This window comes from Algiphilus aromaticivorans DG1253 (genome assembly GCF_000733765.1).
GTDB lineage: Bacteria > Pseudomonadota > Gammaproteobacteria > Nevskiales > Nevskiaceae > Algiphilus > Algiphilus aromaticivorans.
Genome location: NZ_JPOG01000001.1, coordinates 2,086,159 through 2,107,435 on the forward strand (window position 1 = coordinate 2,086,159; position 21,277 = coordinate 2,107,435).

The 21,277-nt window shown below is 66.1% G+C and carries 21 protein-coding genes; all 21 read right to left on the minus strand.

All coding sequences use genetic code 11. From position 1 onward, the window contains the following. Nucleotides 1-4: 4 nt before the first annotated feature. Nucleotides 5-871 carry an SDR family NAD(P)-dependent oxidoreductase gene (locus U743_RS09785; protein ID WP_043767740.1) on the minus strand — a complete coding sequence of 289 codons (867 nt, stop codon included), beginning with the start codon at nucleotides 869-871 and terminating at the stop codon, nucleotides 5-7. A 43-nt stretch (nucleotides 872-914) separates the two neighbouring features. Next, on the minus strand, nucleotides 915-2,312 hold the full coding sequence (locus U743_RS09790) for a DUF1329 domain-containing protein (protein ID WP_052367847.1): 1,398 nt from the start codon (nucleotides 2,310-2,312) through the stop codon (nucleotides 915-917). A gap of 125 nt (nucleotides 2,313-2,437) precedes the next feature. Continuing rightward, nucleotides 2,438-2,920, minus strand: a complete 483-nt coding sequence (locus tag U743_RS09795) for a DUF2505 domain-containing protein (RefSeq protein ID WP_043767744.1) — start codon at nucleotides 2,918-2,920, stop codon at nucleotides 2,438-2,440. Nucleotides 2,921-2,950: 30 nt separating this feature from the next. After that, a complete protein-coding gene (locus U743_RS09800; RefSeq protein WP_043767747.1) occupies nucleotides 2,951-3,115 on the minus strand; it encodes a rubredoxin in 165 nt (54 codons plus the stop codon). Between the two features lies 1 nt (nucleotide 3,116). After that, nucleotides 3,117-4,397 (minus strand): cytochrome P450, encoded by a 1,281-nt coding sequence (locus U743_RS09805; RefSeq protein ID WP_043767750.1) that lies wholly within the window; start codon nucleotides 4,395-4,397, stop codon nucleotides 3,117-3,119. After that, entirely contained in the window at nucleotides 4,394-5,176 is a 783-nt protein-coding gene (locus U743_RS09810; protein ID WP_043767753.1) for a TetR/AcrR family transcriptional regulator, read from the minus strand. Before U743_RS09810 ends, U743_RS09805 begins: the two co-directional genes overlap by 4 nt. A 92-nt stretch (nucleotides 5,177-5,268) precedes the next feature. Then, nucleotides 5,269-5,592, minus strand: coding sequence for a 2Fe-2S iron-sulfur cluster-binding protein (locus U743_RS09815; RefSeq protein ID WP_043767755.1), 324 nt, complete (start codon nucleotides 5,590-5,592; stop codon nucleotides 5,269-5,271). A gap of 75 nt (nucleotides 5,593-5,667) precedes the next feature. Next, nucleotides 5,668-6,681, minus strand: a complete 1,014-nt coding sequence (locus tag U743_RS09820; RefSeq protein WP_043767758.1) for an aromatic ring-hydroxylating oxygenase subunit alpha — start codon at nucleotides 6,679-6,681, stop codon at nucleotides 5,668-5,670. A gap of 107 nt (nucleotides 6,682-6,788) precedes the next feature. Next, the gene (locus U743_RS09825) at nucleotides 6,789-8,222 is read right to left on the minus strand and encodes an amidohydrolase family protein (RefSeq protein WP_052367849.1); all 1,434 of its coding nucleotides are present in this window, start codon (nucleotides 8,220-8,222) and stop codon (nucleotides 6,789-6,791) included. Continuing rightward, on the minus strand, nucleotides 8,216-9,589 hold the full coding sequence (locus U743_RS09830) for a CoA transferase (protein ID WP_052367850.1): 1,374 nt from the start codon (nucleotides 9,587-9,589) through the stop codon (nucleotides 8,216-8,218). The genes U743_RS09825 and U743_RS09830 overlap by 7 nt, the downstream gene beginning before the upstream one ends. Further along, on the minus strand, nucleotides 9,562-10,020 hold the full coding sequence (locus U743_RS09835; RefSeq protein ID WP_043767760.1) for an SRPBCC domain-containing protein: 459 nt from the start codon (nucleotides 10,018-10,020) through the stop codon (nucleotides 9,562-9,564). Before U743_RS09835 ends, U743_RS09830 begins: the two co-directional genes overlap by 28 nt. A 9-nt stretch (nucleotides 10,021-10,029) precedes the next feature. Then, on the minus strand, nucleotides 10,030-11,538 hold the full coding sequence (locus tag U743_RS09840; protein WP_043767763.1) for a class I adenylate-forming enzyme family protein: 1,509 nt from the start codon (nucleotides 11,536-11,538) through the stop codon (nucleotides 10,030-10,032). A gap of 469 nt (nucleotides 11,539-12,007) precedes the next feature. Continuing rightward, a complete protein-coding gene (locus U743_RS09845; RefSeq protein ID WP_043767766.1) occupies nucleotides 12,008-12,316 on the minus strand; it encodes a hypothetical protein in 309 nt (102 codons plus the stop codon). Further along, the gene (locus U743_RS09850; RefSeq protein ID WP_043767769.1) at nucleotides 12,313-13,323 is read right to left on the minus strand and encodes an alpha/beta hydrolase; all 1,011 of its coding nucleotides are present in this window, start codon (nucleotides 13,321-13,323) and stop codon (nucleotides 12,313-12,315) included. Before U743_RS09850 ends, U743_RS09845 begins: the two co-directional genes overlap by 4 nt. Nucleotides 13,324-13,327: 4 nt before the next feature. After that, the gene (locus U743_RS09855) at nucleotides 13,328-14,491 is read right to left on the minus strand and encodes a thiolase C-terminal domain-containing protein (RefSeq protein WP_043767772.1); all 1,164 of its coding nucleotides are present in this window, start codon (nucleotides 14,489-14,491) and stop codon (nucleotides 13,328-13,330) included. 92 nt (nucleotides 14,492-14,583) lie between these two features. Further along, nucleotides 14,584-15,000 (minus strand): Zn-ribbon domain-containing OB-fold protein, encoded by a 417-nt coding sequence (locus tag U743_RS09860; protein ID WP_043767774.1) that lies wholly within the window; start codon nucleotides 14,998-15,000, stop codon nucleotides 14,584-14,586. A gap of 94 nt (nucleotides 15,001-15,094) precedes the next feature. Then, the gene (locus U743_RS09865) at nucleotides 15,095-17,563 is read right to left on the minus strand and encodes a CaiB/BaiF CoA transferase family protein (RefSeq protein WP_043767778.1); all 2,469 of its coding nucleotides are present in this window, start codon (nucleotides 17,561-17,563) and stop codon (nucleotides 15,095-15,097) included. A 157-nt stretch (nucleotides 17,564-17,720) separates the two neighbouring features. Then, a complete protein-coding gene (locus U743_RS09870) occupies nucleotides 17,721-18,728 on the minus strand; it encodes an NAD-dependent epimerase/dehydratase family protein (RefSeq protein WP_043767783.1) in 1,008 nt (335 codons plus the stop codon). 49 nt (nucleotides 18,729-18,777) lie between these two features. Then, nucleotides 18,778-19,569 (minus strand): hypothetical protein, encoded by a 792-nt coding sequence (locus tag U743_RS09875; RefSeq protein WP_043767786.1) that lies wholly within the window; start codon nucleotides 19,567-19,569, stop codon nucleotides 18,778-18,780. An 8-nt stretch (nucleotides 19,570-19,577) separates the two neighbouring features. Continuing rightward, nucleotides 19,578-20,216 carry a hypothetical protein gene (locus tag U743_RS09880; protein ID WP_052367852.1) on the minus strand — a complete coding sequence of 213 codons (639 nt, stop codon included), beginning with the start codon at nucleotides 20,214-20,216 and terminating at the stop codon, nucleotides 19,578-19,580. After that, complete coding sequence (locus tag U743_RS09885; RefSeq protein ID WP_043767789.1) at nucleotides 20,217-21,269, minus strand: NAD-dependent epimerase/dehydratase family protein; 1,053 nt, start codon at nucleotides 21,267-21,269, stop codon at nucleotides 20,217-20,219. Nucleotides 21,270-21,277: the final 8 nt, after the last annotated feature.

Consider the following 21,277-nt stretch of genomic DNA (forward strand, 5'->3'; position numbering starts at 1 on the left):
GCGGTCAGACCTTGGCCGAGGGAATCTTGTAGACGTTGCGGATCATCGACTCGAAGGGGCCGGCTGGCATCAGACGATACATAACACCGAGAGGCCGGGCGTCCTTGCCGACGCAGTACCAGGCAGCCAGCTTGCGGCGCTCGGCAATCTTGAGGATCTCGTCAGTCACCTCATCCGCGGTATTGCCCTTCTTCTCGATCATCTCCGGAAGGATTTCGGTGATGCCCTTCTTGAGATACTCTGCATAGGTCTTCTGAACGCCCTCGGGTTGGGCGTTCCAAGAGCCAAGCGTGGTCTCCTTGGCATTGGCCGTCATCGCCGTCTTGACCGCCCCGGGCCAGATCGATGTCACCTGCACACCGAAGGGCGCGAGCTCATTGCGCAGAGTCAGCGTCAGCCCGTGCACGGCGTGCTTGGACATGGTATAGGGCCCGGCCATGGGCGGCGCGACGAGCACGGCACCCGATCCGAAGTTGAGGATCTTGGCCGGCTTCTCGGCCCGACGGAGCATCGGCAGAAAGCTCTGGCAAACGCGAAGCTGACCGAAGGTATTGATCTCGAAGAGGCGGCGCACATCCTCCATCTTCGCGCCCTCGATCACCGCCGAGCCGACATTCGCCACACCCGCGACGTTCATCAGCAGATCGAGGCCGGCGCTCCCGAGGGCTTCATCGACGGCCTTCGCACTGGCGAGAACCGAAGCGTCGTCGGAGACGTCCTGCTCGATGACCGTGACACCGGCTACCTCGCGGAGATCGGTCTCGGCGCCCGGCAATACGCCGCCGAAGACGCGCCAGCCCCGGTCCACCAGCTTCTTGGCCAGCATGTTGCCCTGGCCGATGGCGGCTCCCGTAATGAATGCGGTCTTCATGCCTTGTCCCTGTCGTTGATATGGGCTGTGCCGCAACGGCGGCTCAGCGGCCCCGCCGCGAAAGCGCCTCGGGCGAGAACTGCGAGGGTTCGAGTTCGCGGTTGATCTTCCACCAGTTGTCCTCGCCCGCCTCGTTGACCAGATAACCGGCCTCGAAGGTACCGGCGGTCAGGTCGTGGTAGACCGAGACCCCGCGATGGAAGGCCCAGGATTCCGGCGAGTAGAAATAGGCGACGTAATTCGGACGCCAAAGATTGCCGCGCTTGTCATAGTTATCGGCCCAGAGCGCGAGCCAGCTGTCCTCGTCGACGTAGACCACGCGCTTGCCGTAGTTGTGGCGCACGCCATCCTTGAGGGTGCCCTCGATGACCCAGACGCGATGCAGCTCATAGCGCACATGCTCCGGATTAACCGTACGCTCGCCGATGAGGTCCTCCTCGTAGCTCAGCGCCGGATCGTTGATCTTGAAGTTGTGATACGGCACGTAGTACTCGCGCTTGCCGACCAGCTTCCAGGTAAAGCGCTCGGGTGAACCGTTGAAGAGATAGTCATCGTCCACGTTACGCATGCCGGCCGGCGGCACGGGGTAGTCGAAGCCAACCTCCGGCGCCTGACGCACGCGGCGCAGCCCCGGCTGGTACTGCCAGGAGTTGGTAGCGTCGTCGGAGAAGTTGTTGGGCTGGTACCCCACCGCCGTGAAACCGGCATCACGCGCCGGCAGCAGGAACTTCTGATAGAAGTAGGCGTTGATCTTGTCGGTATAGGAACCGCGCTCGTCCGGATCGGGATGGTTGCTCGGGTTGAGCGTCTTGAATTCCGCCCTGCCCCAGGCAACGCTTCCGTTGTCGTAGACATTGGCGATGTCGTAAACCGTCTGCTCGGTCCAGGCGCGGTGAGGATTGATGACGTTCCAGATCGCCTCCAGGCCGCTCTGCGGCATGGGGAAGGGGGGCGCGCCGGTGGTACCGGTCACACCCAAGCCATCGTCGGTAATCTCCGATTCCACGGCGTTCTTCTTGGCGACATCGCAGACCCAGTCGCGATTCTTGAAATCGCGATGGGTCGGATAGACCTTCATGTAGAACTCGTCGGGGTATTCCTTCATCAGCGCCTTCTGCCCCGGGGTCAGCTTGTCGGCGTATTCGTCCATGTTGGAGGCGTTGATGGTGAAGCGCGGCTCTTCATCCGCGTACGGCCCGGGCTTGTAGCCGGCTGGACCGTCACCCTTCATGCCGGGCCAGCTGCCCTGGAACTTGCCGGAATACTCCGGGATCGTGCCGCTTTCGTTGCCGGCGCGCTCGGCTCCCAGGCAAGTGTACTTTTCGCCCCCCAGCTCCTCGGCCTTCTCGGGAGAAACGGCCGCCTGCAGCGTCCCGCTGCCGACGGCGCCTGCCAGACAGAGCCCCGCCAGCAGGCGGCCGTATGAACGTCCTGTATACATCTGCGTTGCCTCCGAAATCCGCCTCTTCAGGGCGACTTGCATGGAATGTGAGCGGCCGGTGCCTGAACACCGTTGCGCCCGATGGTGTGGCGACCGCCGCGCGCCGTCATCGTCCGAACTGATGATCAGCGATAGTCGTCCAGGAAACGACAGCCTGCCTTGACTTCGTCGGCGGCGCGACTCTCCATGTCGGAAGCGACGAATTTCTCCAGCTTGCGGCCGACAACCGGCACGCTTGCCTTGATCTCCCAGTCGTAATGCACCACGCAGGCGTCGTCGCCGTCGTCGACGATGCGCGCGTCACACCACATCTCCAGGGGCATCCCCTTCGGCTCGGCGCTAATCGCTGCCGTACCGGCTTCCAGGTCCCAGTCCTCTGTATGCACCACGCGGCTGCTGCCGGAGGCCTTCTTCAGCCCGGGCAGGTTCACCGGGACGTCGCGTGCCACCTTGATGCGGAAGCGACCATCCTCAGCGCTGTGCTCCAGCACCTCGAAACTTTCGATGCCCATGTGCGTCAGTTTCCGCTCATGGAAAGCACGGTCCGCGAACATACGCAGTACCACGGCCTTGGAAGCCGGGTACCGCGACTGCATGCTGTGCTTCATTGTCGTCTCTCTCTTCTGGCAGTGGCCGGCTCAGCCGACGAAGGGCTCGAAGGCCGATTTAGGGGAGCCGCACTCCGGGCAGGCCCAGTCATCAGGCAAGTCCTCGAAACGTGTGCCAGGGGCAATGCCGTGATCCGGCATGCCCTCGGCCTCGTCGTAGATGAACCCGCAGATGACGCAGATCCACTGCTGCATCTCAGGCGGCCTTGCGGCCGGCACCGCGATTCGTCTTCACGCGCAGGCGATTGATGCGACGCGCGTTGTGATGGCTGTAGTCATAGTCAATATCGCCGTCACCATTCGCCAGCTCGGCGTCGGGGAAGCGCTTCAGGAACTCGCTGATCATCAAGCCGCCCTGCACGCGCACCAGGTAGGTGCCAATGCAGAAGTGCGCGCCGGCGCCGAAGACGAGACTGCCGTCGAGATTGCGCTCGATATCGAGCTTGTGCGGTTCGGGGTACTTGTCGGGATCGTTCCAGGCCGCAGTCAGATTCACCAGAATGCACTTGCCCTTGCCGATGCGCTGACCACCGAAGTCGATATCCTCGGACGCAAAGCGAAAGAAGGGCAGCTTGCCCATGGAGCCGTGGCGCAACAGCTCGATGATGGCGTTCTCCATCAGCTCGGGCTTCTCGCGCAGCTTCGCCATCTGATCCGGGTTTTCCAGAAGGCCCTTGATGGCGAAGGTGTGCAGGTCGGTGGCCGTGTCCGAGCCGGCGGCGATCAGCGCGAAGATGACGGCCAGGATGTCGTAGTCGTCTAGGCTATCGCCATCCTCACTGGCACCCACCAGGCTGCCCAGGAAGTCGTCGCCGGGATGCTCGCGCGCAAGCCGCTCGTTGATCAACTCCTTGAACAACGCGAAACCGGGCAGCGTGCCCTGTATCGCCTCTTCACGCTTGGCCGGGCTGAGGTTGGGGCGCGTGGCCTGAATGAGGTTGACCGCGAAGTCGTGGAAAAAGGCCTCACGATCGGTGGGCACCCCCACCATGCGCGCGATGGCGCGCACCGGCAGCTTGTTCGCAATGGCGTCGTAGACGTCGAACTCCTCGGCGTCACCGATATCGTCGAAACACTCGGTAACCAGATCCTCGATCTTGCCGTAGATCTTGCCCATCACCGGCTTGGAGAATGCCGGCATGGTCAGCTTGCGCAGCTTCAGGTGCTGCTTCTGGGAGACCGTGAACAGCGAATGGTCGAAGGCCTTGTCGAAATCGTTCTTCTCGGCTTCCGGCTTCTCCGGAGGCGCGTGCTCCCACATGCGGAAGTTCGGCGTGAAGCGGTTGTCCTTGAGCATGGCGCCGCAGAGCTCGTGGCTGTTGACCACCCACATCTGCAATTCCTTGTGCCAAGCGATGGGATAGTCCTGCAGCAAGCGCTGCCAGGTCTCGTGCGGCTGCTGCACGAAATCGGGCGAGAAAGGATTGAAGACGGTGCTGTCGATCTCGATCAGCTGATTGGACGCGTTATCGCTCATGATGCGGTCTCCTGCTGTGCCGCCTGCTCGGCGGTCTGGATGTCAAATGCGGGGTTGTCGCACAACCCCACGGGAAGCGTTTCGCCGCGCGCCTGCGCGAAGCCGTGCAGCATGGGAAGCAGCGCCGCGCGCCAGTGGGCGCGATTACCGGCGCCGTAGCAGGCCAGGCCACGCGCGACATGGGGATAGGCGCCCGCCCCGGCCTCGTCCAGGGCGCGCTGCATGCCGGCCACCATGCGGACGCCTCCGCCGACGGCCTGTGCGCCGGCGGCGCCCGCCGCGGCGCCGATGGCAAGCATGGCCACCGCGTTGTGCAGGCGCATACCTTCCGCGGCCTCGACGCCGGCCTCGGACAAACGGGCCAGAAAAGGCTCGAGGAAGATGATTTCGGTCTCGGGTGGCAAGCGGCCCGCGGCCAGCTCTCCGATGAGCTGCGGCTGGCCGCTGAAAACCTCGACCAGACTATCCGCATAGGCGCAGACAACATCTGCCCAATGCGCCGGAACGTCAGTCTCGCCGATCGCGCTCTGGCGCGACAGCGCCAGCCGGAAGCTGGCCATGCGCACCAGCTCATCGCGCCCGCTGACGTGGCGATACAGCGTGGCGACGCCGACACCGAGCTTCTGCGCGACGCGGCGCAGGGTCACCTGGCCGAGACCGATGGCAATGGCGGTATCGAGAATCTGCTCGATCTGCACGCGTGCCGGGCGGCCTGAGCGACGCGGCTTATCCGCCTCGGCCGCGCTGTCCGTGCCGATGTTGATCTCGCTGGATTCCATGCGAGGCGCCGTCTCCGGTTAATTTCGGAACAGACGTTCGCAAATCGCTTGCGCCCGCGCCTACTGCACGCGGACGAGTACGCGAAGAGGATTCACGCCTCCGGCGCGATCTCCACCGAGATGCCGGAAAGCTGATCATCGAAATCGATCTGGCATGCGAGCCGCGATCCCGGCCGCAACTCGACGAAATCCTGCAACGCCTCCAGCATCATGGCCTCGTCCTCGCTGCGCTCGGGCAGCTTTTCCACCCATTCGGCAGCGACGTAGACGTGGCAGGTACCGCAGGAGCACATCCCCCCGCATGTGCCCTCGACGCCCGTATCGGCATCGCGCAGTACTTCCATCAGCGGGCTGCCACCCGCGGCTTCCAGCGTGCGGCTGCTGCCGTCGCGCATCAATACTTCCACTGTGGGCATGGGATTCGTTGTTCTGGGGGGCGGAAACAGGAAGGCCGGGACCGGAATGCACCGGCCCCGGCCCGAGAATAACCGCTAGATCTTGGCCAGCGTTTCTTCGTCGGTTACGTAGAACTGCTTGAACCACTTGCGGAACTGCAGCACCGGGCCGTCACCGTCGCAGAGCAGCGGGTTCGGACGATACTTCTTGTGGTTCCAGACGATGAAGTCGACGCTCTCGAAGCCGGCGCTTTCCTCGCCCTCCGCCTCACCGATCATGTGATCGACGATTTTCTTCGCAATCGTGAGCTCCTGCGATCCTTCCGGATAATCCTTGTAGCGGAAGCTCATGTTCATCTGGCTCTTGTCGAGATCGATCGGCTGGGTATAGCTGATCATCGTCGCCGACACGCCGTTCTGCGTGAAGTAGAAGACGTTCAGCCCTGGACCGTAGCCCCGGCCGACGATGTAGCCTTGGGCCATGTCGATATCGATGATGTGGCCGTCGAATTTCACCTCGGCCGGAGGGATCTGCTCGGCACCGTGCAGGAACTTGAGGTGCGCGAAGTCGACGCCGTTCTCGGCGATTTCCTGGATGGCCGTACTGGCGGTCCAGCTGCCGTGGCGGTCGCCGGACCAACCCTCGGCGTCTTCCATCTCCGGAATATAGGGCAGCTCCCAGCTCGGCGCTTCGCACTTCGGGTGGTACCAGGCCCAGATCTGGCCATACTTTTCGACCACTGGAAGCGTGCGCAGGATCGCCTGCTTCTTGGTAATGGGCGGCGCGACCTTGCCGTAGGGAATATTCTTGCACCAGCCTTCCGGGTCGTACTCCCAGTGGTGGAAGGGGCAACGGATGTTCTCGCCGACCACCTTGCCGCCGTGACCAATGTGCGCGCCCAGGTGCGGGCAGTAGGGATCGGTCATGCCGACCTTGCCGGACTCGCTGCGGAAGAGCACCCACTCCTGACCGAAGATGTAGACGTTGCGAACTTCCTCGGTCGCCAGACTGCTCGACCAGTCCACGAAGAACCATCCGGCCGGGATCGGGAAAGGGCAGCGCTCAAGCTGCTGTGATTCGAGCAACTGCTGAAGATTGATGGCACCCATTGAAAATCGCCTCCTGCTGCGAATGGCTAATAGTGCGCGGATACGTGGTCCACGCGGCATGACATGAACCGATAGTGCGTTTGATGCGCGCCCGTGTCCTACTCCATTCAGGTGATGGGCGCGACACCGCGTCGCCACACTCCTTCGGGTCGCACGCTGGCGAGCGCAGCACGCGCCGCCGCCCAGCTCCGGTCGAGCAGAATCAGATCCGCCGGCGCACCCGTTGCCAGCGGCCGCCAGGCGCGCGCCGGATCATCCGGCGGGCCGGCAAAGCCGGCATAGGCCGCCTCCGGCGTCAGGGCCTCACCAGCGCCGAGAATAGCCCCAGCCGACGTGCGGCGCGACACGGCGGCGGCCATCGCCGCCCAGGGATCAACGTTGCCGTAAGGGGCGTCACTGCTCAGCGCCAAGCCGATGCCGGCCGCGCGCAGCCCAGCCAGCCGATAGAGATAAGACTGATCTTCGGCGTCGACTTCGGTGAGATAGCGATCACCGCGCTCGGCGACCAGCGCGGGTTGGGTCACCACGATCACGCCCAGCGCCGCCAGCTCCGCCACCGCCTCGGGCGGGGCGACCGAGGCGTGCTCGATGCGATCGCCGGGACGCGGCCCGGCCGCGCGCAAGGCCGCCAGCGCGAAGGGTAGATCGACACGGCTGACGCAGTGCACGGCCACACCCCGCCCCGCGGCGTGCGCCGCGCGCATGGCAGCGCTCAGCGCGTCGATATCGGGCAGCGCATTGTCGTGCAGATGGAACTTGCGCTCCCCACGCGTCAGCCGTGGCCGCGAGGCGTCCGTATTCGCCTCGGCGGGCACCGCATCCAAGGCGGCGCTGCCCATCACGCGCAGATCCTGCAACAGTGCACCTTCGGCCTGGGCGGCGGCGAAGGCCTGCCAATCATCGGCGTCGTTGGCATGGCTGCAGTCGGTGAGCGCGGTTACTCCCATCGACCACAAACTACGGCTAAGGCCGGAAAGATCTGGACGTTGCGAGCCCCTGCGCGCGCGCAGCCAAGCGTCGGCGTCGTAGAGCCGACCCGTCGCCCGAGCATTCTCTGTCTCCAGCGGTGCCTCTGCGTGCTCCGGGTCGACCCCCAGCGCCCGCAGTGCCGCGCTGTTGAGCAGCCACATGCGACCGCTGCGGTGCTGAAGCCGCACCGGCCGATCCGGCAGCACACCATCCAGCCAGGATCGGTCGGCCGCCTGCCCGCTGCCCGCCAGCGAGGCCTCGTCGAAGCCGACGCCGCGTAGCCATTTGCCCGCCGGCAGACCGGCTTCGGCGGCGCGCAGCGCCTGCACCAGCGCCGCCTCGTCGGCACAGGCGGCAGGTCTGCAATCCACGGACGCCGCGGCGGCGGCGGTGGCCTGCAGATGGATATGGTGATCGCAGAGGCTGGGCATCAGCGCTCGCCCCTGCGCATCAAGACCCTCTTCTCCCGCATGCCGCTGGAGCCGCGGTGCGATCTCTGCCACTACCCCGCCCGCCAGACGGACGTCGGCCCGCCGGGCCCCGAAATCCAGCTCCGCGTCGCGGATCAGCACGACGCGACCAAGTTCTCCAGCACGCGCTGCGTGTCGGCCCCCAGCGCACCGGCCCTGCCAGCCGGCCGCCGGGCACGCGGCGGCTGTGCCGTGACGCCGGCCGCCTCGATCTCGGCCTGCCAGGCGCCGGCCCGCGCCCGCACGGCGGCAGGCGAATTGTCACCCGCCGAGGCGATGCAGTGGGCAACGACGTCGCGCAGGGGCAGCGACCACAAGCCGCCCTCACCGTCCAGCCAGGCCGACCAGGCACAGAGCGCAGCGTGCAGCCCGGTCAATGGATCAGCGATGGCGTCACCCACGAAGCCCGGCGCACCATGCGCGCAGGCCATCATCCAGGCCAGACCGGCCGCCGCACCGGCGTCGTCGCCGTAGGCTGCGCGCATACCGGCCTCGCCCTCGCGCCCGTAGCCGGTAAGGCTGATCCAGCTCAGTCCGGGCTGCTCGGCCACGCAACGCTCGGCATCGATGCCGAGCTGCTTCAATGCGCGCGGACGCGCCGCCTCGATGACGATGTCGGCGCGCGCAATCAGCGCCCGCAGCTGATCGATGCCCTCGGCGCTGCCGAAGTCGAGCGCCACACACTCCTTGCCGGCGTTGAGCAGATCGAAGAACTCGGCGTTGCCGGTGCGCGCACCGTCCGGCCGCTGCCGGGACTCCAGCTTGATGACACGCGCGCCCATCGCCTGCAACAGATGGCTGCACAGCGGGCCGGCCCAGAGGCTGGACATATCCAGTACTAGCGGCGGACGCACCGACGTATCCACACGCCGTGGCGCGCGCACCAACCGACGATACCAAGCCGTGGGCGCACGCGGCGGCACACAATCGGCCGCCGCCAGACCGAGCAGGGCCGCGCGCTCGGCCAGGGGTGCAGCCGCACACTGCCGCAATACGCGACTCAGCCCTTCCCAATCGCTAACACTTTCGTCTTCCAGCCAGGCCGGCAGAAGCGCCCAGTCGTCTTCGCGCGAGAGTTGCACGGCCAGCCAGCCGTCGGCGCAGGCGAGCAGGCGGCAGCCGCCCCCCGGCGAGATATCACCGGCGCGCGACAGTCCATTGCAGGCGGCGCGCTCACCGAGCAGCGCCGCCGCGTCCAGACCGGCCAGCGCCGCGCCGCCAGGCAGCGCGGCCAGCGCCGCCAGCGCCCCCTGTGCGCAGCTCGAGAGCGGTGCCGGCGGCATGCGCGGGGACGCGTCGCCAGGGCCGGTCAGCGCCTGAAGCCCGCAGCGCGCGTTGGCGAGCGCCGGGCTGTCGATAGACGCTTTCGGCTCGGCCGCAATATCCAGCGCGCGCAGCAGCGACCGGGCATAACGCCCGGCAAAGCCAGCTTCCGCCGCGCTCAGCGCGACTCCTGTCGCTGCTGCCACAGGGCTTCGGCGCGCTTGGCCACGCCTGCCGTCATGCCGTCGAAGCCGGCGCGCAGACGACGCCCGAGCAGAGAACGCACCAGCGGCATGAGCCAACCCCGGAGCTCGAAATGCGAGACGTAGCGACAGCGCTGCTCGTCGAGGGGCGCAATGTCATGCCAGCGCGCGCTCGACAGCGCGCCCGCCGGAACCGGCTTCATGCGGTAACTGAAACCCCGCCCTTCGCGGTACTCGGTGATCCACTCGCGCTGCTGCTGCGGCTTCTTCATCAAGTGCACGGTCATGTCGATGGCGTCGCCGGGCTGCAGCGTGGATTCGCACTTGGAGACGAAGGGATTCCACTCGCCGTAGCGCGAGAGATCCGAGATCACCTCCCAGACGACCTCGGCGGGGGCGGCAATCTCGCGGGTTTCTTCGATCACGAAAGCCATGGCCTTTCCTCAGGCAGCGACGGCGTCGGCCATCTCGTCGCGGATGACGCGACGAAGCAGCTTGCCCATCTCGTTGTAGGGAAGCGCATCCCGGAAGAGGATACGCTGCGGCACACGCGAGGAGCGCAGCTGATCGCGCACGCATTGCTGCAGCTCGGATTCGCTCACCGACGCGTCGGGCGCCAGCACCACGGCCGCGCCCACGCCCTCACCCCACTGCGGGTCGGGCACCGCGACAACAGCGACGTCGGCCACGGCCGGGTGCGCCAGCAGCACATCCTCGATCTCGCCGGGCGAGATGTTCTCGCCGCCGCGCACGATGACGTCGTCGGCGCGACCGTCGAGGAAGAGATAGCCCTCGGCGTCGAGATAGCCGCGGTCGCGGGTCGGGAACCAGCCCTCGGCGTCAAGCTGGCTGCCCAATGACAGGTACTCGCCGGAGACCTGCGGCCCGCGCACGAAGACGAAGCCGGCCTCCTCGGCATCGAGCACGCGCTCGTCCTCGTCGCGGATCTGGATCTCCACCGCGCCGGTGGGCTGACCCGCCGAAGCGAGCCGCCGCCGGACCTTCGGATCCTCGCTGGACATCGCCAGGCGATGGTCATCCGGGCCCAGAACGGCCACGGTGGAGCTGGTCTCGGTCAGGCCGTAGGCATTGGTGAAATCGACCTGTGGCAGCAGCCCCATGGCGCGCTCGATGGTCTGCTGCGGCATGCGGCCGCCGCCGTAGGCGATGGCGCGCAGGCTGGGCAGCCCTTCGCCGCCCTCGGCGTCGAGCACCTCGATGATGCGCGCCAGCATGGTGGGCACGACGAAGGCGTTGCTCGCGTTCTCGCGGCGGCAGGCCTCGACCCAGCGCTGGGCGTCGAAGGCCCCGATCATCGCCATGCGGCGACAGGCGTAGGTCGACGACAGGATCGCCGATATCCCGGCGATATGGTATGGCGGCACGCTGACCAGATTGGCGTCGACCTCCTCGGCCGCACCGAATTCCACCGTGCCGATGATGTAAGAGGAAAGGTTCTCGTGGCGCAGCACGGCGGCCTTGGGCTTGCCGGTCGTGCCGCTGGTGAAGAGCTGCACGGCGATCTCCGCCGGATCCTCCGCGGCCGTGGACTCGGCGTCGACACGCTCGGCTGCAGCAGCGAGAAACTCGGCGCGCGAGATCGTCTCGATGCCATCGCGCGCCGGCAGACGACCCTCGGCCTCCGGCCCGACCACTACGAGCGCCGGGCTGATCCGGTCCACCAGCTCGGCCAGCTCGGCGTCGGTCAGACGATAGTTCAGCGGCACATACGGAATCGCCGCGTGCGCGGCCCCGAAGGCGGCGATGGCAGTCGCCGGCGAGTTGACATCCAGCAACGCCAGATGCGCCGCGCCGCGCTCGCGCACGAACTGCGCAGCGCCCAGGGCGCGGCTCTTGAGGTCGGCGAAGGAGAGCTGCTCGCCCTCGTAGGAAATCGCGACACGGTCGCCGAAGGCCTCGGCGCTCATGTCGAGCAGCATGGTGATGTTCATCGTTGTCTCTGTCAGTCAGTACGGAGTTCTTGCGAAGCTTTCAGGTGCGAAGCTGCATTGAGAGACGCGGTATTGGCGCCGTCGTGCCCGCGAGTTCCGCGCCTCATAGCAATGGCGCTATCGAATGTCGCCACGCGACCGGCGCGGGTTCCTTTGGTTTCGGCCAAAGGAACCAAAGCCATGGTGCCCGCCGGGTGGCCTGCCGCGGCTGCGCCGCGGCAGGTTCCCGTCTCGGATGCCGTGCTCGGGGCACGGGCGAACAGGCCATCCATGGCCTGGTCGCCCTCGCTCGACTTCCTGTCTCGCGACCCCTGTGCGCGCCATCCGAGCCGGCCACCCTCAAAGGGCACGGATCGCTCTGGCTCGTCGCTGCGCGACATCGCCGAAGCATTGACTCGGCTCATCGCCCAGAACCATCTGTACGAATCTGAGCAATCAGAGATTCTAGAAGTCACAGGATCACGGTCTATCAGTCAGACGACGGCAGCTGCTTCGCCTGCTTGACTTCCATCGGCGTGCCGTCGAGCACCAGGCTGCCTTCGCCGCCCTTGGTGCAGAGCAGCTCGATGGACTCGTCGGCGTTGACATAGCGCTTGCCCATCAGCGTGCCGCCGGAGCGCTCCGGGTCGACGCTACCGCCGCCCTCGCCGTCCGGGGGCAGCATCGGCTGGCCGCCGCATTGCAGGTCGTACTCGGCCGCGGGGGCCTTGATGACCATGACCTGGGTGTCGCAGACCGCGCTCTTGACGCGGGTACCGGCTTTGAGGGTGATGCTCATGATGTTGGCTCGACTCCGTGTTGTAGGGACGTCTCCCTCGCCGCCGCATACGCGGCCCAGTGCGCGAGGCGCCGGAACAGCCCGGCGCGCGACGGGAAGAGAAAGTGGCTGTGGCCAGTGGCGGGCAGCACCTGCAACGTCAGGTCGCCGCTGCCGCTGAAGGCCGCCGGCACCTGGTGCGGCGGGCCGGCCATGTCGCGGCTGCCCAGCCCGATGAAGATCGGCACGTCGATCCGGGCGGCTTCCGGGCCGATATTGTCCGGCAGCATCGAGCAGAAGGCCGGCACCGGCAGCAGGCGCGCCCGGCAGCCGGCGAGCGCGCGGATGCCATCGGCCTCGGCGCCGTCGCGGCCGTAGATATCGTTGTCGCCACCGCGACCGTTGCCCTCGCCCATCGCCGCGACCATCGCGCGCGCCAGCTCGACCCGCTGAGCCTTCAGGGCCTCGCGATCGGCCAGCAAAGGCTGAACGGCATCCGGCACGTATTCGGGCAAGCCGCGCGTGCTGAAGCCGAGCACGGCGACAGCTGCGTGCGGGCCATGCCGCTGCTGGGCGAGCACGGTGATCATCGCGCCCATGGAATGACCCAGGCCGATGCTCTGCAGCGCCGGCATCGCCGGCACCCCTTGTTCCAGGGTGCCGGCGCGCAGCCCCTCGCAGAGCCACTGACAGGCGGCTGCCGCCGCATCGGCGAGCGACTCCGGCGTGTGCGCGTAGACATCGCGACCGTCATCGCTGTCGCCGATGCCGGGGTGATCCATGGCCGCCACGGCGAAGCCCTGCGCGGCCATTGCGCGCGCGAAGCTGTGGCTGTCGTTATCGGGCGCGCGCAGGTCGAAATAGCCGCGCGTCATGTGCCCACCGGGCAGACAGAAGAACAGCGTGTCCACCTGTGCGCTCGCCGGCGGCAGCCAGAGGCTCAGCCCGAGAGCCTGGCCGTCGACCTCGGGCCGCAAATCAAGCTGATGAACCGTGCTGTTCACGGCCTGACGCTGCCCCTCGCCCATCGCCTCAGGCGGCTCCCAGCACCGCACCGGCCATGCCGGAGGTGACCAGCACGCGCTCGGCACCGGCGACCTGATTGACCGCGCTGCCGCGGATCTGACGCACGCCTTCCGCCATGCTGTTCATGCCGTGGATGTAGGCCTCACCCAGCAGGCCGCCGTGGGTGTTCACCGGCAGGCTGCCGTCGATGCCGATCTCGGACTTCACGAAGTCCCTGGCCTCACCCCGGCCGCAGAAACCGAAGGCTTCCAGCTGCATGAAGACCTGGGGCGTGAAGGCGTCGTAAATCATTGCCGCCTGCATGTCGGCCGGCTTCAGACCGGTCTGCGCCCACAGGCGCCGGGCCGTTCCTTCGGCCTCCGGCATGACCAGCAGATCGTCGTGGTAATAGTTCGAGATGACCTCGACGTTGTAAGGGATCGACTGCGTCGCCCCGAGAATGCGCACCGGCGGCTGCTTGAGGTCCCGCGCGCGCTCCATGGAGGTCACCAGGATCGCCACACCACCGTCGGACTCCTGACAGCAGTCCAGCATGCGCAGCACCGGGTCGACGATCCACTTGGAGTTCTGGTGATCCTCCAGCGTGATCGGCCGCTGATAGAACCAGGCGTTCGGGTTGGTCGCGGCGTAGGCACGCTGCTGCACCGACAGCGGCGCGAAATCCGCATTCGTCAGCCCGTATTCCTCCATGTAGGGACGTGCGGCAAGTGCGGCCCAGGAGCCCGGCGTCATCGCCCCGAAGGGCACGCACCACAGCAGCGAGCCGGTGCTGTTGCCGGAGGAGACCTGCTGCTGCTGGTTCTGCCCGAAGCGGTACTGGCTGCGTTCATTCATCGCGCGCCAGATCAGCACGTTCTCGCAGAGCCCGGCATCCACCAGCGCCATGGCGTGATAGAGGGTGGCGGCCGCCGCCGCACCGCCGCCAGGGATGCGGCCGGAATAGGCCAGATCCTTCACCCCCAGCGAGCGCGCGAGGCTGACCTCGTCGCTGTTGTCGATGGTGAAGGTGATCATGCCGTCGATGTCGTGCGGCGACACGCCGGCATCCTGGCAGGCTGCCAGCGAAGCCTCGGCGGCCAGTTGCAGCTCGCTGCGACCGGACTCCTTGGAGAATTCCGTGGCGCCGATACCGGCGATAGCGGCCTGTCTTTGTACGTTCTTTGCAGTCATGGGATTCTTTTCAGGAAGCCACGGATTTCAGAGATTCAAGCGATCTGGAAACAGAAAGATCGCGCGCAATCTGTGCAACCCGCGACTAAAAATCAGGCTGATGCGGGACGGAACACCGGCACCTTGTGGTTGTTCATGGTCGGCACGAAGCAGACCTCGACCGGCATGTCGCGCGTGATGTCCTCGAAGGCGATGTCGATGACATTCGTGACGAAGCGCACGCCCTCCTCCAGTTCGATCACTGCCACGGTGGGCGGCTCCTTGAAGCCGAAGGCCGGCGGATGCACCGGCTTGACCCAGCTCACGACCTTGCCGCGGCCGGACAGCGGCGCGACCTCGATATCGAGGCTGTGCGTCTCCGGGCACATCGGCCGCGGCGGAAACAGGAACTTGCCGGTGGCGCGGCTGCGCTGGCAGACGAACTCCTCGCGATCGGCCGCCTCCCAGAAGAACTGGGCATCGGGCGTGACGATCGGCGCCAGCCGCGTCGGCTTTTCTTCGTTGGTCATTTTTACTCGCTCGAAAAAGGCCGCAGATTGCACGGATCGTCGGGGTTGTCAGGGAAACAATCCGCGACCATCCGTGTCATCTGTGGCTCATGAATCAGGATGCCGCCCGGGTCGGCATGCGGGGCATGCCCTCGAAGCCGATGGCGAACTGCTCTTCCATCTCGGTCATCTGCTCCTCGGTGTAGCCCATCTCGGCGAGCATCTCCTTGGTGTGCTCGCCGACGATCAGCGGCCGCTGCTGGATGACGCCGGGCGTCTCGGACAGATCCACGAGCAGCCCGATCTGATCGAGGCGACCAACGTGCGGATGATCGAAAGAGGTCACCCAGTGCCGCTTCTGGAATTCGGGCGTGTCGTGCAGCTGCTTCGAGAATGTCTTGGAAACGATCTCCACCGGCACCCCGGCCGCATCGAGCTTGGCAAACCAGTTCTCGGACGTATCGGTGGCCAGACGCTCGGCGATAGCTGCAGCCAGCGCCGCGTCGTTGGCCTTGCGCGCCTCGGCATCCGCAAAGCGGCTGTCGGCCGCCAGCTCGGCCAGGCCTAGCGTCGTGAACAGGCCGTCCCAGTGCGCCTCGCTGGCCAGCACGAAGCAGAGCCAGCCTTCGGCGGTGTTGTAGACGCGGTGGCCCGCCGAAAAGCCGAACTGCTGACCGTCGAGCTTGGGCCGGTCGAAACCGGTGCCGTCGGGCTTGGCCACGGCATAGGAGGTGTTGAGCAGGCCGGCGTTGACGATGGAGGTGTCGACGAACTGCCCCTCGCCGGTGCGGTCGCGATGGTACAGCGCCTGGATCACCGCCACGGCCGACAGGAAGCCGTTGCCGGTATCGCCGAAGGAGGTGAAGCTCCACAACGGCTTGCCGCCGTTGTGCATGCCGCCATCCTCGTACTGAATGCCGGTCAGGCAGGCACCCGTCTGGTCGTTACCGGGAAGCGGCTGACGCGGGCCGGTCTCGAAGCCGCGCGTGTGGCAGTAAACGATCTTAGGGTTCACCTTCTTCAGCGATTCGTAGTCGATCTTCAGGCGCTCAGCCGCGTCGTAGCGCATGTTGTGGTGCACGACGTCGGCGTCGGCCACCAGCTTGTGCAGGACCTCCAGCGAGCGCGGGTCCTTGACGTTGAGCGTGATGCTCTTCTTGCCGCGATTCGACATGAAGGCGATATGCACGCGGTGCCAGAACATGTCGTAGAGGCCGTTGACCTTGATGACCTCCGCGCCGAGATCGGCCAGCAGCTGGCAGCCGAAGGGCCCGGCGATGGCCATGCCCAGGTCGAGCACCTTGACGCCTTCCAGCGGCGCCCCCAGCTTGCCGCCCTGCTTGCTGCCGGCCGGTGCGGGCTTGCCCTGCTTGGCCTGCGCGCGCACTTCCTCGTTGTGCTCGCCGACCGAGGCGACACGATGATCGATCGTGTTCCGGTTGGCGCTCATCTTGTAGGTCTGGCCGACGCTGCGGACTGTTCCCAGCTCAGGATCGTCGAATTCGGCGACGCAGCCATCTTTCAGGAAGAGCGGATCGGCCAGCGACTCCTCCACCGAACGCACGTCCTGCATGGTCATGCCGCCCTGTGCGGCGGCCTCCACCCACTCGTGCGAAGAGAACTTGGCGACAGCCTCCTGCAGGATCGGGTGATAGTGCGCCATCACCAGCAGTTCCTCGGGCCCGGTGCCGAAGCGGTCCGGGTCGTTCTGCGCCGAGAGGTCGGGGTTGGCTTCGAGCTTGTCACCCTTGGAGGCTTCGAGGATGAAGCGCGGGTTCGGCACCCAGTTGTGGATCCAGCGCTCGTCGGCGCACTTGAAGTGCCCCTTGGGCGAACGGCTCGACAGGATCCAGGAATCGAAGCCGGGATAGTCAATGTTCTCGGCGCGCTGCCAGACGCCGGCGCAGCCGGCGAGCACCCCCTGGAAGAGCGAGGTCTCGACGCGCTGCCCGCGGCCGGTGTGCTCACGCGCGCGCAGCGCGGCATTGATGCCCATCGAGGCAGCGAAGAAGGCGCCCAGACTCGGCCAGTGCGAGGACGGCATCAGTGGGCCTTCGCGGTCGGCGCCCTGCGTCCACTCGTCCGGAATCTCGGCGTCTTCGAACGTATCCGGTCGACCGGCCAGATGATTGAGTGCCCCTTCCGGCCAGCCGCGCTGCTCCCAGAGCATGCCGGTGCGCGCCATGACCAGCGCGTCGTAGGCGGGGCGATCGCTGTGCTCGGTGTCGCGACCATAGCCGGTGATGGAGCAATAGATCAGGCGTGGGTTGCGCGCCGTGAGGGAGTCGTAGTCGATGCCGAGACGCTTGGTGACACCGGGCGCAAAGCTCTCGACCAGCACATCGGCCTGGTCGACCAGCGCCAGGAAGGTCTCCAGATCTTCGGACTTCTTGAGGTCCAGCTCGGCGCGCTTCTTGCCGCGCTGCCAGACGCGATAGCCCATCTGATCCCGGTAAGGATCACCGCCCGGCGGCTCGATCTTCGTCACGTCGGCGCCGTGATCGGCCATCAGCATGGCCGTCATCGGCCCGGCGACGCCCCAGGAAAGGTCCAGCACCTTGATATCTGCGAGTACTCCAGCCATGTCTCCACCTAGTCGGGCAAATGACCACCGACGGCACGGACGCGCGCCGGCGGCAAGTTAGAGTGGACGCTATTAGCTGGCCGGTGCCGAGACATGCCTCAAAAGGGTGAGACTGACTCACCGGCGGTGCCAGCCGGCACCGGTGGATTGTGACCGGCTAGCCCTTCAGGCGCACGTGAAAGTCTTGCAGCGCCGCGTCGATGGCCTCCTCTACCGGCGCTGGCTCCCATCCCAGCTCCTGCTGCGCGCGGTCATTGCGGCAGTTGCTGAGCTGCGTGGAGCAGCGGATGGCATCGCGACAGAAACGTGTCTCGCGGCCAAGCCGCGCAGCCAGCCATCCCGAGACATCCGCCATCGCAAGCATCGGCGCCATCGGGAAGCGCAGCCGCGGGCCCGGGCGCCCGGCCCAGCCCGCCGCATGTTCGAACATCTCGCGATAGCTCAGCCAGCGCTCGGAGAAGATATAGCGCGCGCCGGAATCACCGTGCCGGGCGGCCAGAATCATGCCGCGTGCGGCGTCCTCGATACCGACACTGCAGGAACCGCCCTCCCAGTAGAAGGGCATGCGGCCACGGCTGGCATTCAGGATCAGCTGGCCCTGCGGCGTCGGCAGCAGATCCTTGGCGCCGAAGGTGGTCGCCACGCAAGCAGCGACGCCCTCCATGCGGCTATCAGCGACAAATTCCAGAAACAGCCGCTCGGCCTCGACGCGGCAACGCAGGTAAGGCGGCAAGGCGTCGAGTGTGTCGTAGTAGTCGTCCTCATTCGACGGGCCGCCGTCGTCACGCGGGGCAATCGTGCCGACGCTGCTCGTGAAGACGAAGCGCCGTACACCGGCCGCTTCCGCAGCGCGCAGGCTGTTGCGCAAGCCGTCGACATTGACCCGGTACAGCGGTGTCGGATCGCGCAGCCAGGCACGAGCGTCGACAACGCAGTGATAGACGGTGTCGATGCCCTCCATCGCGCGCACGAGACTGTCGGGCTGCAGCACATCGCCGTGCACAAGGTCCACGGGCAGGCCGGCGATCACTCGCATGTCGCTCGTCGGGCGCGCGAACACGCGCAACGCGTCGCCCTCGCCGCTCAGCTGTCGCACGATATGCGCGCCGAGAAAACCGGAGCCGCCGAGTACCAGCGCCGTAGGCGCGCTCCGCACCACCGGCATCAGCTCCGAGCAGCCTCAGGACCCGGCAAGGCGCGTGCCATCGCCGCGGCTACAGCGCGCCCACCCAGTGGGTCGCGAAGTCGAGCAGATAGAAGGTCAGCATGCTCGCGGCCAGCGCGCCGGCCGCCGTCTGGGTGAGGCTCCAGCGCCGCGCCGGCGTTTCGTCGACGAAGTAGTAGATTGGGAAGCTGGCAATGAAATAGGTGGCGTAGATCGCCGATCCGTAGGCCAGCATCGCCTCCATGTCCCGGTAGTAGAAGCTGGAGGCCATCAACGGATTGGCCATGGCCTTGGTCTCGATCCAGGCCCACAGGTAGCCGATGACGAAGACAAAGACCGGAAACAGCAGCCCCATGGCCGGCAGGCGCAGATTCCCCAGCACGCGCAGCGCGATATTGGCCGTGGCGTGATAGGTCATGAAGAAGGCATGCGTGTAGAAGTACATGATCAGCGGCACCTGTTGCTCGCCGCTGCCCAGCAACGCCGCATCCAGGTTGGTCGTGACATTCGGGTAGACATAGACCATGCCGAGTACATCGAAGAAGTACTCGGAGCCGAAGTAGTTGCCGAAGAAGGAAAAGAGCCCGAGGTAGAGGTTCACCTTCAGCCAGTAGCTGTCGCGCCACGGTCGCTCCGAGAAGCGACCGGCCAGCAGCATCGGCAGCACGAGAATCGGCACAGCGGTGAGTACAGCGTGCGCGAGCATCGCCGTATCGCCCCACTGCTCGCCCCATCCGGTAAGCACCATGACGGCCATGGACAGCATCCAGACCGGCGAATAAAGCAGAAAGACCTTCTCGACCCAGGCCTTGTCCGGGTTGCTGGAAAAGACGCGACTCATGACGGCGCCTAGCGACCGAAGGTGGCGATACGCGCCATCGCCATGAAGTTGCGCAGCTTGCGCCCTGCCGACGGCGCATCGCCCAGCTTGCGATGTCCAGCGAGCAGCTCACCCTTCGCCTGGCGGCGAATCTTGTCCTTGACCGGCTCGGACAGCGCATTCATGCCGGCCAGCTCGAAGAACAGCGCCTTGACGTTGCCCAGATCGAAGAAGTCGCGCTGCCATCCCCATTGGTAATTGCCGGCGTATTCGAACCAGGAACCGCCGATACCCTCGACACAAATGCGCGAGCCGTCCGCGCGGGTATAGGGCGACATCTGCTTCCAGAAGCCGAGCACCGTGCCGCGCCGGTCGTCAATGATGATGTCGTGGTAGGGGTACTCCCAGCCCTCGAAGCCCTCCATCTGATAGCCGAGGGCGATGTCGCAGATCTCCTTTCGACCGTTGGCAACGAACTCCTCGTGGGGCCCCATGTTCCAGGTGTAGACCGCATCCTCGGTGTACATCGGGCCGAGATGCGTGGTCCAGTCGCGATCCTTCTCGGCATCGACATTGGCCTGCAGCCACTTTTCCACCATGGTTTCCATCTCCTCGCGGGGATAGGCCTGATTCGGTGGCGTGATCGATGACACTCGCTTCTCGGACATTTATTGCGTCTCCCTGGCATGGCTTGTGGTCGCGAGCAGATCGCCGGCCCGCCTGGCGGGCAAATGCCCGGCCTCGGCGAGCCAACGGATCGTGTCGCTGAAGGTGTTGTCGCTGTCGCGAAAGGCAATGCCCAGATCGCGGCACGCCTTGTCGGCACTGGCCGCAGGCCAGCGCGTGACGATGCTCATCGACTCGGTGTTCAGCGAGCCCCCGAAGGGCACGACGCGGCGCGCGAGATCGGCGGCCACGCCCGTCGCACGCAGCAGCGCGCCGGGGACCCGGGGCGCGAAGACGCGCCGGCCGGTGACGCGCTCGAGCGCTTCATGCAAGGCGGCCCAGGCGAAATAGGGCCCGCTGAGAATGTAGCGCACGTCTTCGGGCTGCGGCACAGCCTCGCGCTCGAGCAGCAGATGGTGCGCCAGCGCCACGTCGCGGACATCGACGAACTGGATACCGGTGCTGGTGCGCGGCAGCATCTGCGTCAGAAAGGACTGGATCGCGAAGTTGGCCTCGCTCAGCCGAGGATCCTCCGGCCCGATGATGGCGCTGGGATAGGTGATGGCAATGGGGTGACCCTCGGCCTGCAACTCGCGCACCCGCAGATCCGCATCACGCTTGGAGCGCGCGTAAGCATCGCGCGGCGTGCCCAGCGGCGACGCCTCCGTGAGCGCACTCGCTCCCGGCCGGAACAGCACGCTGAGGCTGGAGACGTAAACGATGCGCTCGATACCCAGCTCGCAGGCCGTGCCGATCACCGCCTCCATGCCGCCGACATTGTTTTCGTAGGTCTGCTGCGCCTTGCGCGGGTCCAGTGACACTGCAGCCGCCGCGTGCAGCACGGCATCGCATCCGGCCATCCCGCGCCTGACGGTGTCGCGGTCGCGCATATCCGCCACCACAAAGTCATCGACAACGAAGCCGTGCCGCGCCAGATAATCGCGCGCCGGCTTTGGGTCACGCACCAGCAGGCGCAGCTCATGCCCCGCCCGCAGCAACTCGCGCGCACTGTGCGCACCTACGAAGCCGGTCGCGCCAGTCAGGAAGATTTTCATGGCGGCGT

Bases quoted from the DNA above. Each gene is read 5' to 3' on its own strand.
- U743_RS09800 (WP_043767747.1), bottom strand. From the start codon at position 3,115: ATGCAGCAGTGGATCTGCGTCATCTGCGGGTTCATCTACGACGAGGCC.
- U743_RS09840 (WP_043767763.1), bottom strand. From the start codon at position 11,538: ATGAACATCACCATGCTGCTCGACATGAGCGCCGAGGCCTTCGGCGAC.
- U743_RS09790 (WP_052367847.1), bottom strand. From the start codon at position 2,312: ATGTATACAGGACGTTCATACGGCCGCCTGCTGGCGGGGCTCTGTCTG.
- U743_RS09880 (WP_052367852.1), bottom strand. From the start codon at position 20,216: ATGTCCGAGAAGCGAGTGTCATCGATCACGCCACCGAATCAGGCCTAT.
- U743_RS09870 (WP_043767783.1), bottom strand. From the start codon at position 18,728: ATGCCGGTGGTGCGGAGCGCGCCTACGGCGCTGGTACTCGGCGGCTCC.
- U743_RS09885 (WP_043767789.1), bottom strand. From the start codon at position 21,269: ATGAAAATCTTCCTGACTGGCGCGACCGGCTTCGTAGGTGCGCACAGT.
- U743_RS09805 (WP_043767750.1), bottom strand. From the start codon at position 4,397: ATGAGCGATAACGCGTCCAATCAGCTGATCGAGATCGACAGCACCGTC.
- U743_RS09850 (WP_043767769.1), bottom strand. From the start codon at position 13,323: ATGGGCGAGGGGCAGCGTCAGGCCGTGAACAGCACGGTTCATCAGCTT.
- U743_RS09820 (WP_043767758.1), bottom strand. From the start codon at position 6,681: ATGGGTGCCATCAATCTTCAGCAGTTGCTCGAATCACAGCAGCTTGAG.
- U743_RS09865 (WP_043767778.1), bottom strand. From the start codon at position 17,563: ATGGCTGGAGTACTCGCAGATATCAAGGTGCTGGACCTTTCCTGGGGC.
- U743_RS09810 (WP_043767753.1), bottom strand. From the start codon at position 5,176: ATGGAATCCAGCGAGATCAACATCGGCACGGACAGCGCGGCCGAGGCG.
- U743_RS09815 (WP_043767755.1), bottom strand. From the start codon at position 5,592: ATGCCCACAGTGGAAGTATTGATGCGCGACGGCAGCAGCCGCACGCTG.
- U743_RS09785 (WP_043767740.1), bottom strand. From the start codon at position 871: ATGAAGACCGCATTCATTACGGGAGCCGCCATCGGCCAGGGCAACATG.
- U743_RS09835 (WP_043767760.1), bottom strand. From the start codon at position 10,020: ATGGCTTTCGTGATCGAAGAAACCCGCGAGATTGCCGCCCCCGCCGAG.
- U743_RS09855 (WP_043767772.1), bottom strand. From the start codon at position 14,491: ATGACTGCAAAGAACGTACAAAGACAGGCCGCTATCGCCGGTATCGGC.
- U743_RS09845 (WP_043767766.1), bottom strand. From the start codon at position 12,316: ATGAGCATCACCCTCAAAGCCGGTACCCGCGTCAAGAGCGCGGTCTGC.
- U743_RS09795 (WP_043767744.1), bottom strand. From the start codon at position 2,920: ATGAAGCACAGCATGCAGTCGCGGTACCCGGCTTCCAAGGCCGTGGTA.
- U743_RS09860 (WP_043767774.1), bottom strand. From the start codon at position 15,000: ATGACCAACGAAGAAAAGCCGACGCGGCTGGCGCCGATCGTCACGCCC.
- U743_RS09875 (WP_043767786.1), bottom strand. From the start codon at position 19,569: ATGAGTCGCGTCTTTTCCAGCAACCCGGACAAGGCCTGGGTCGAGAAG.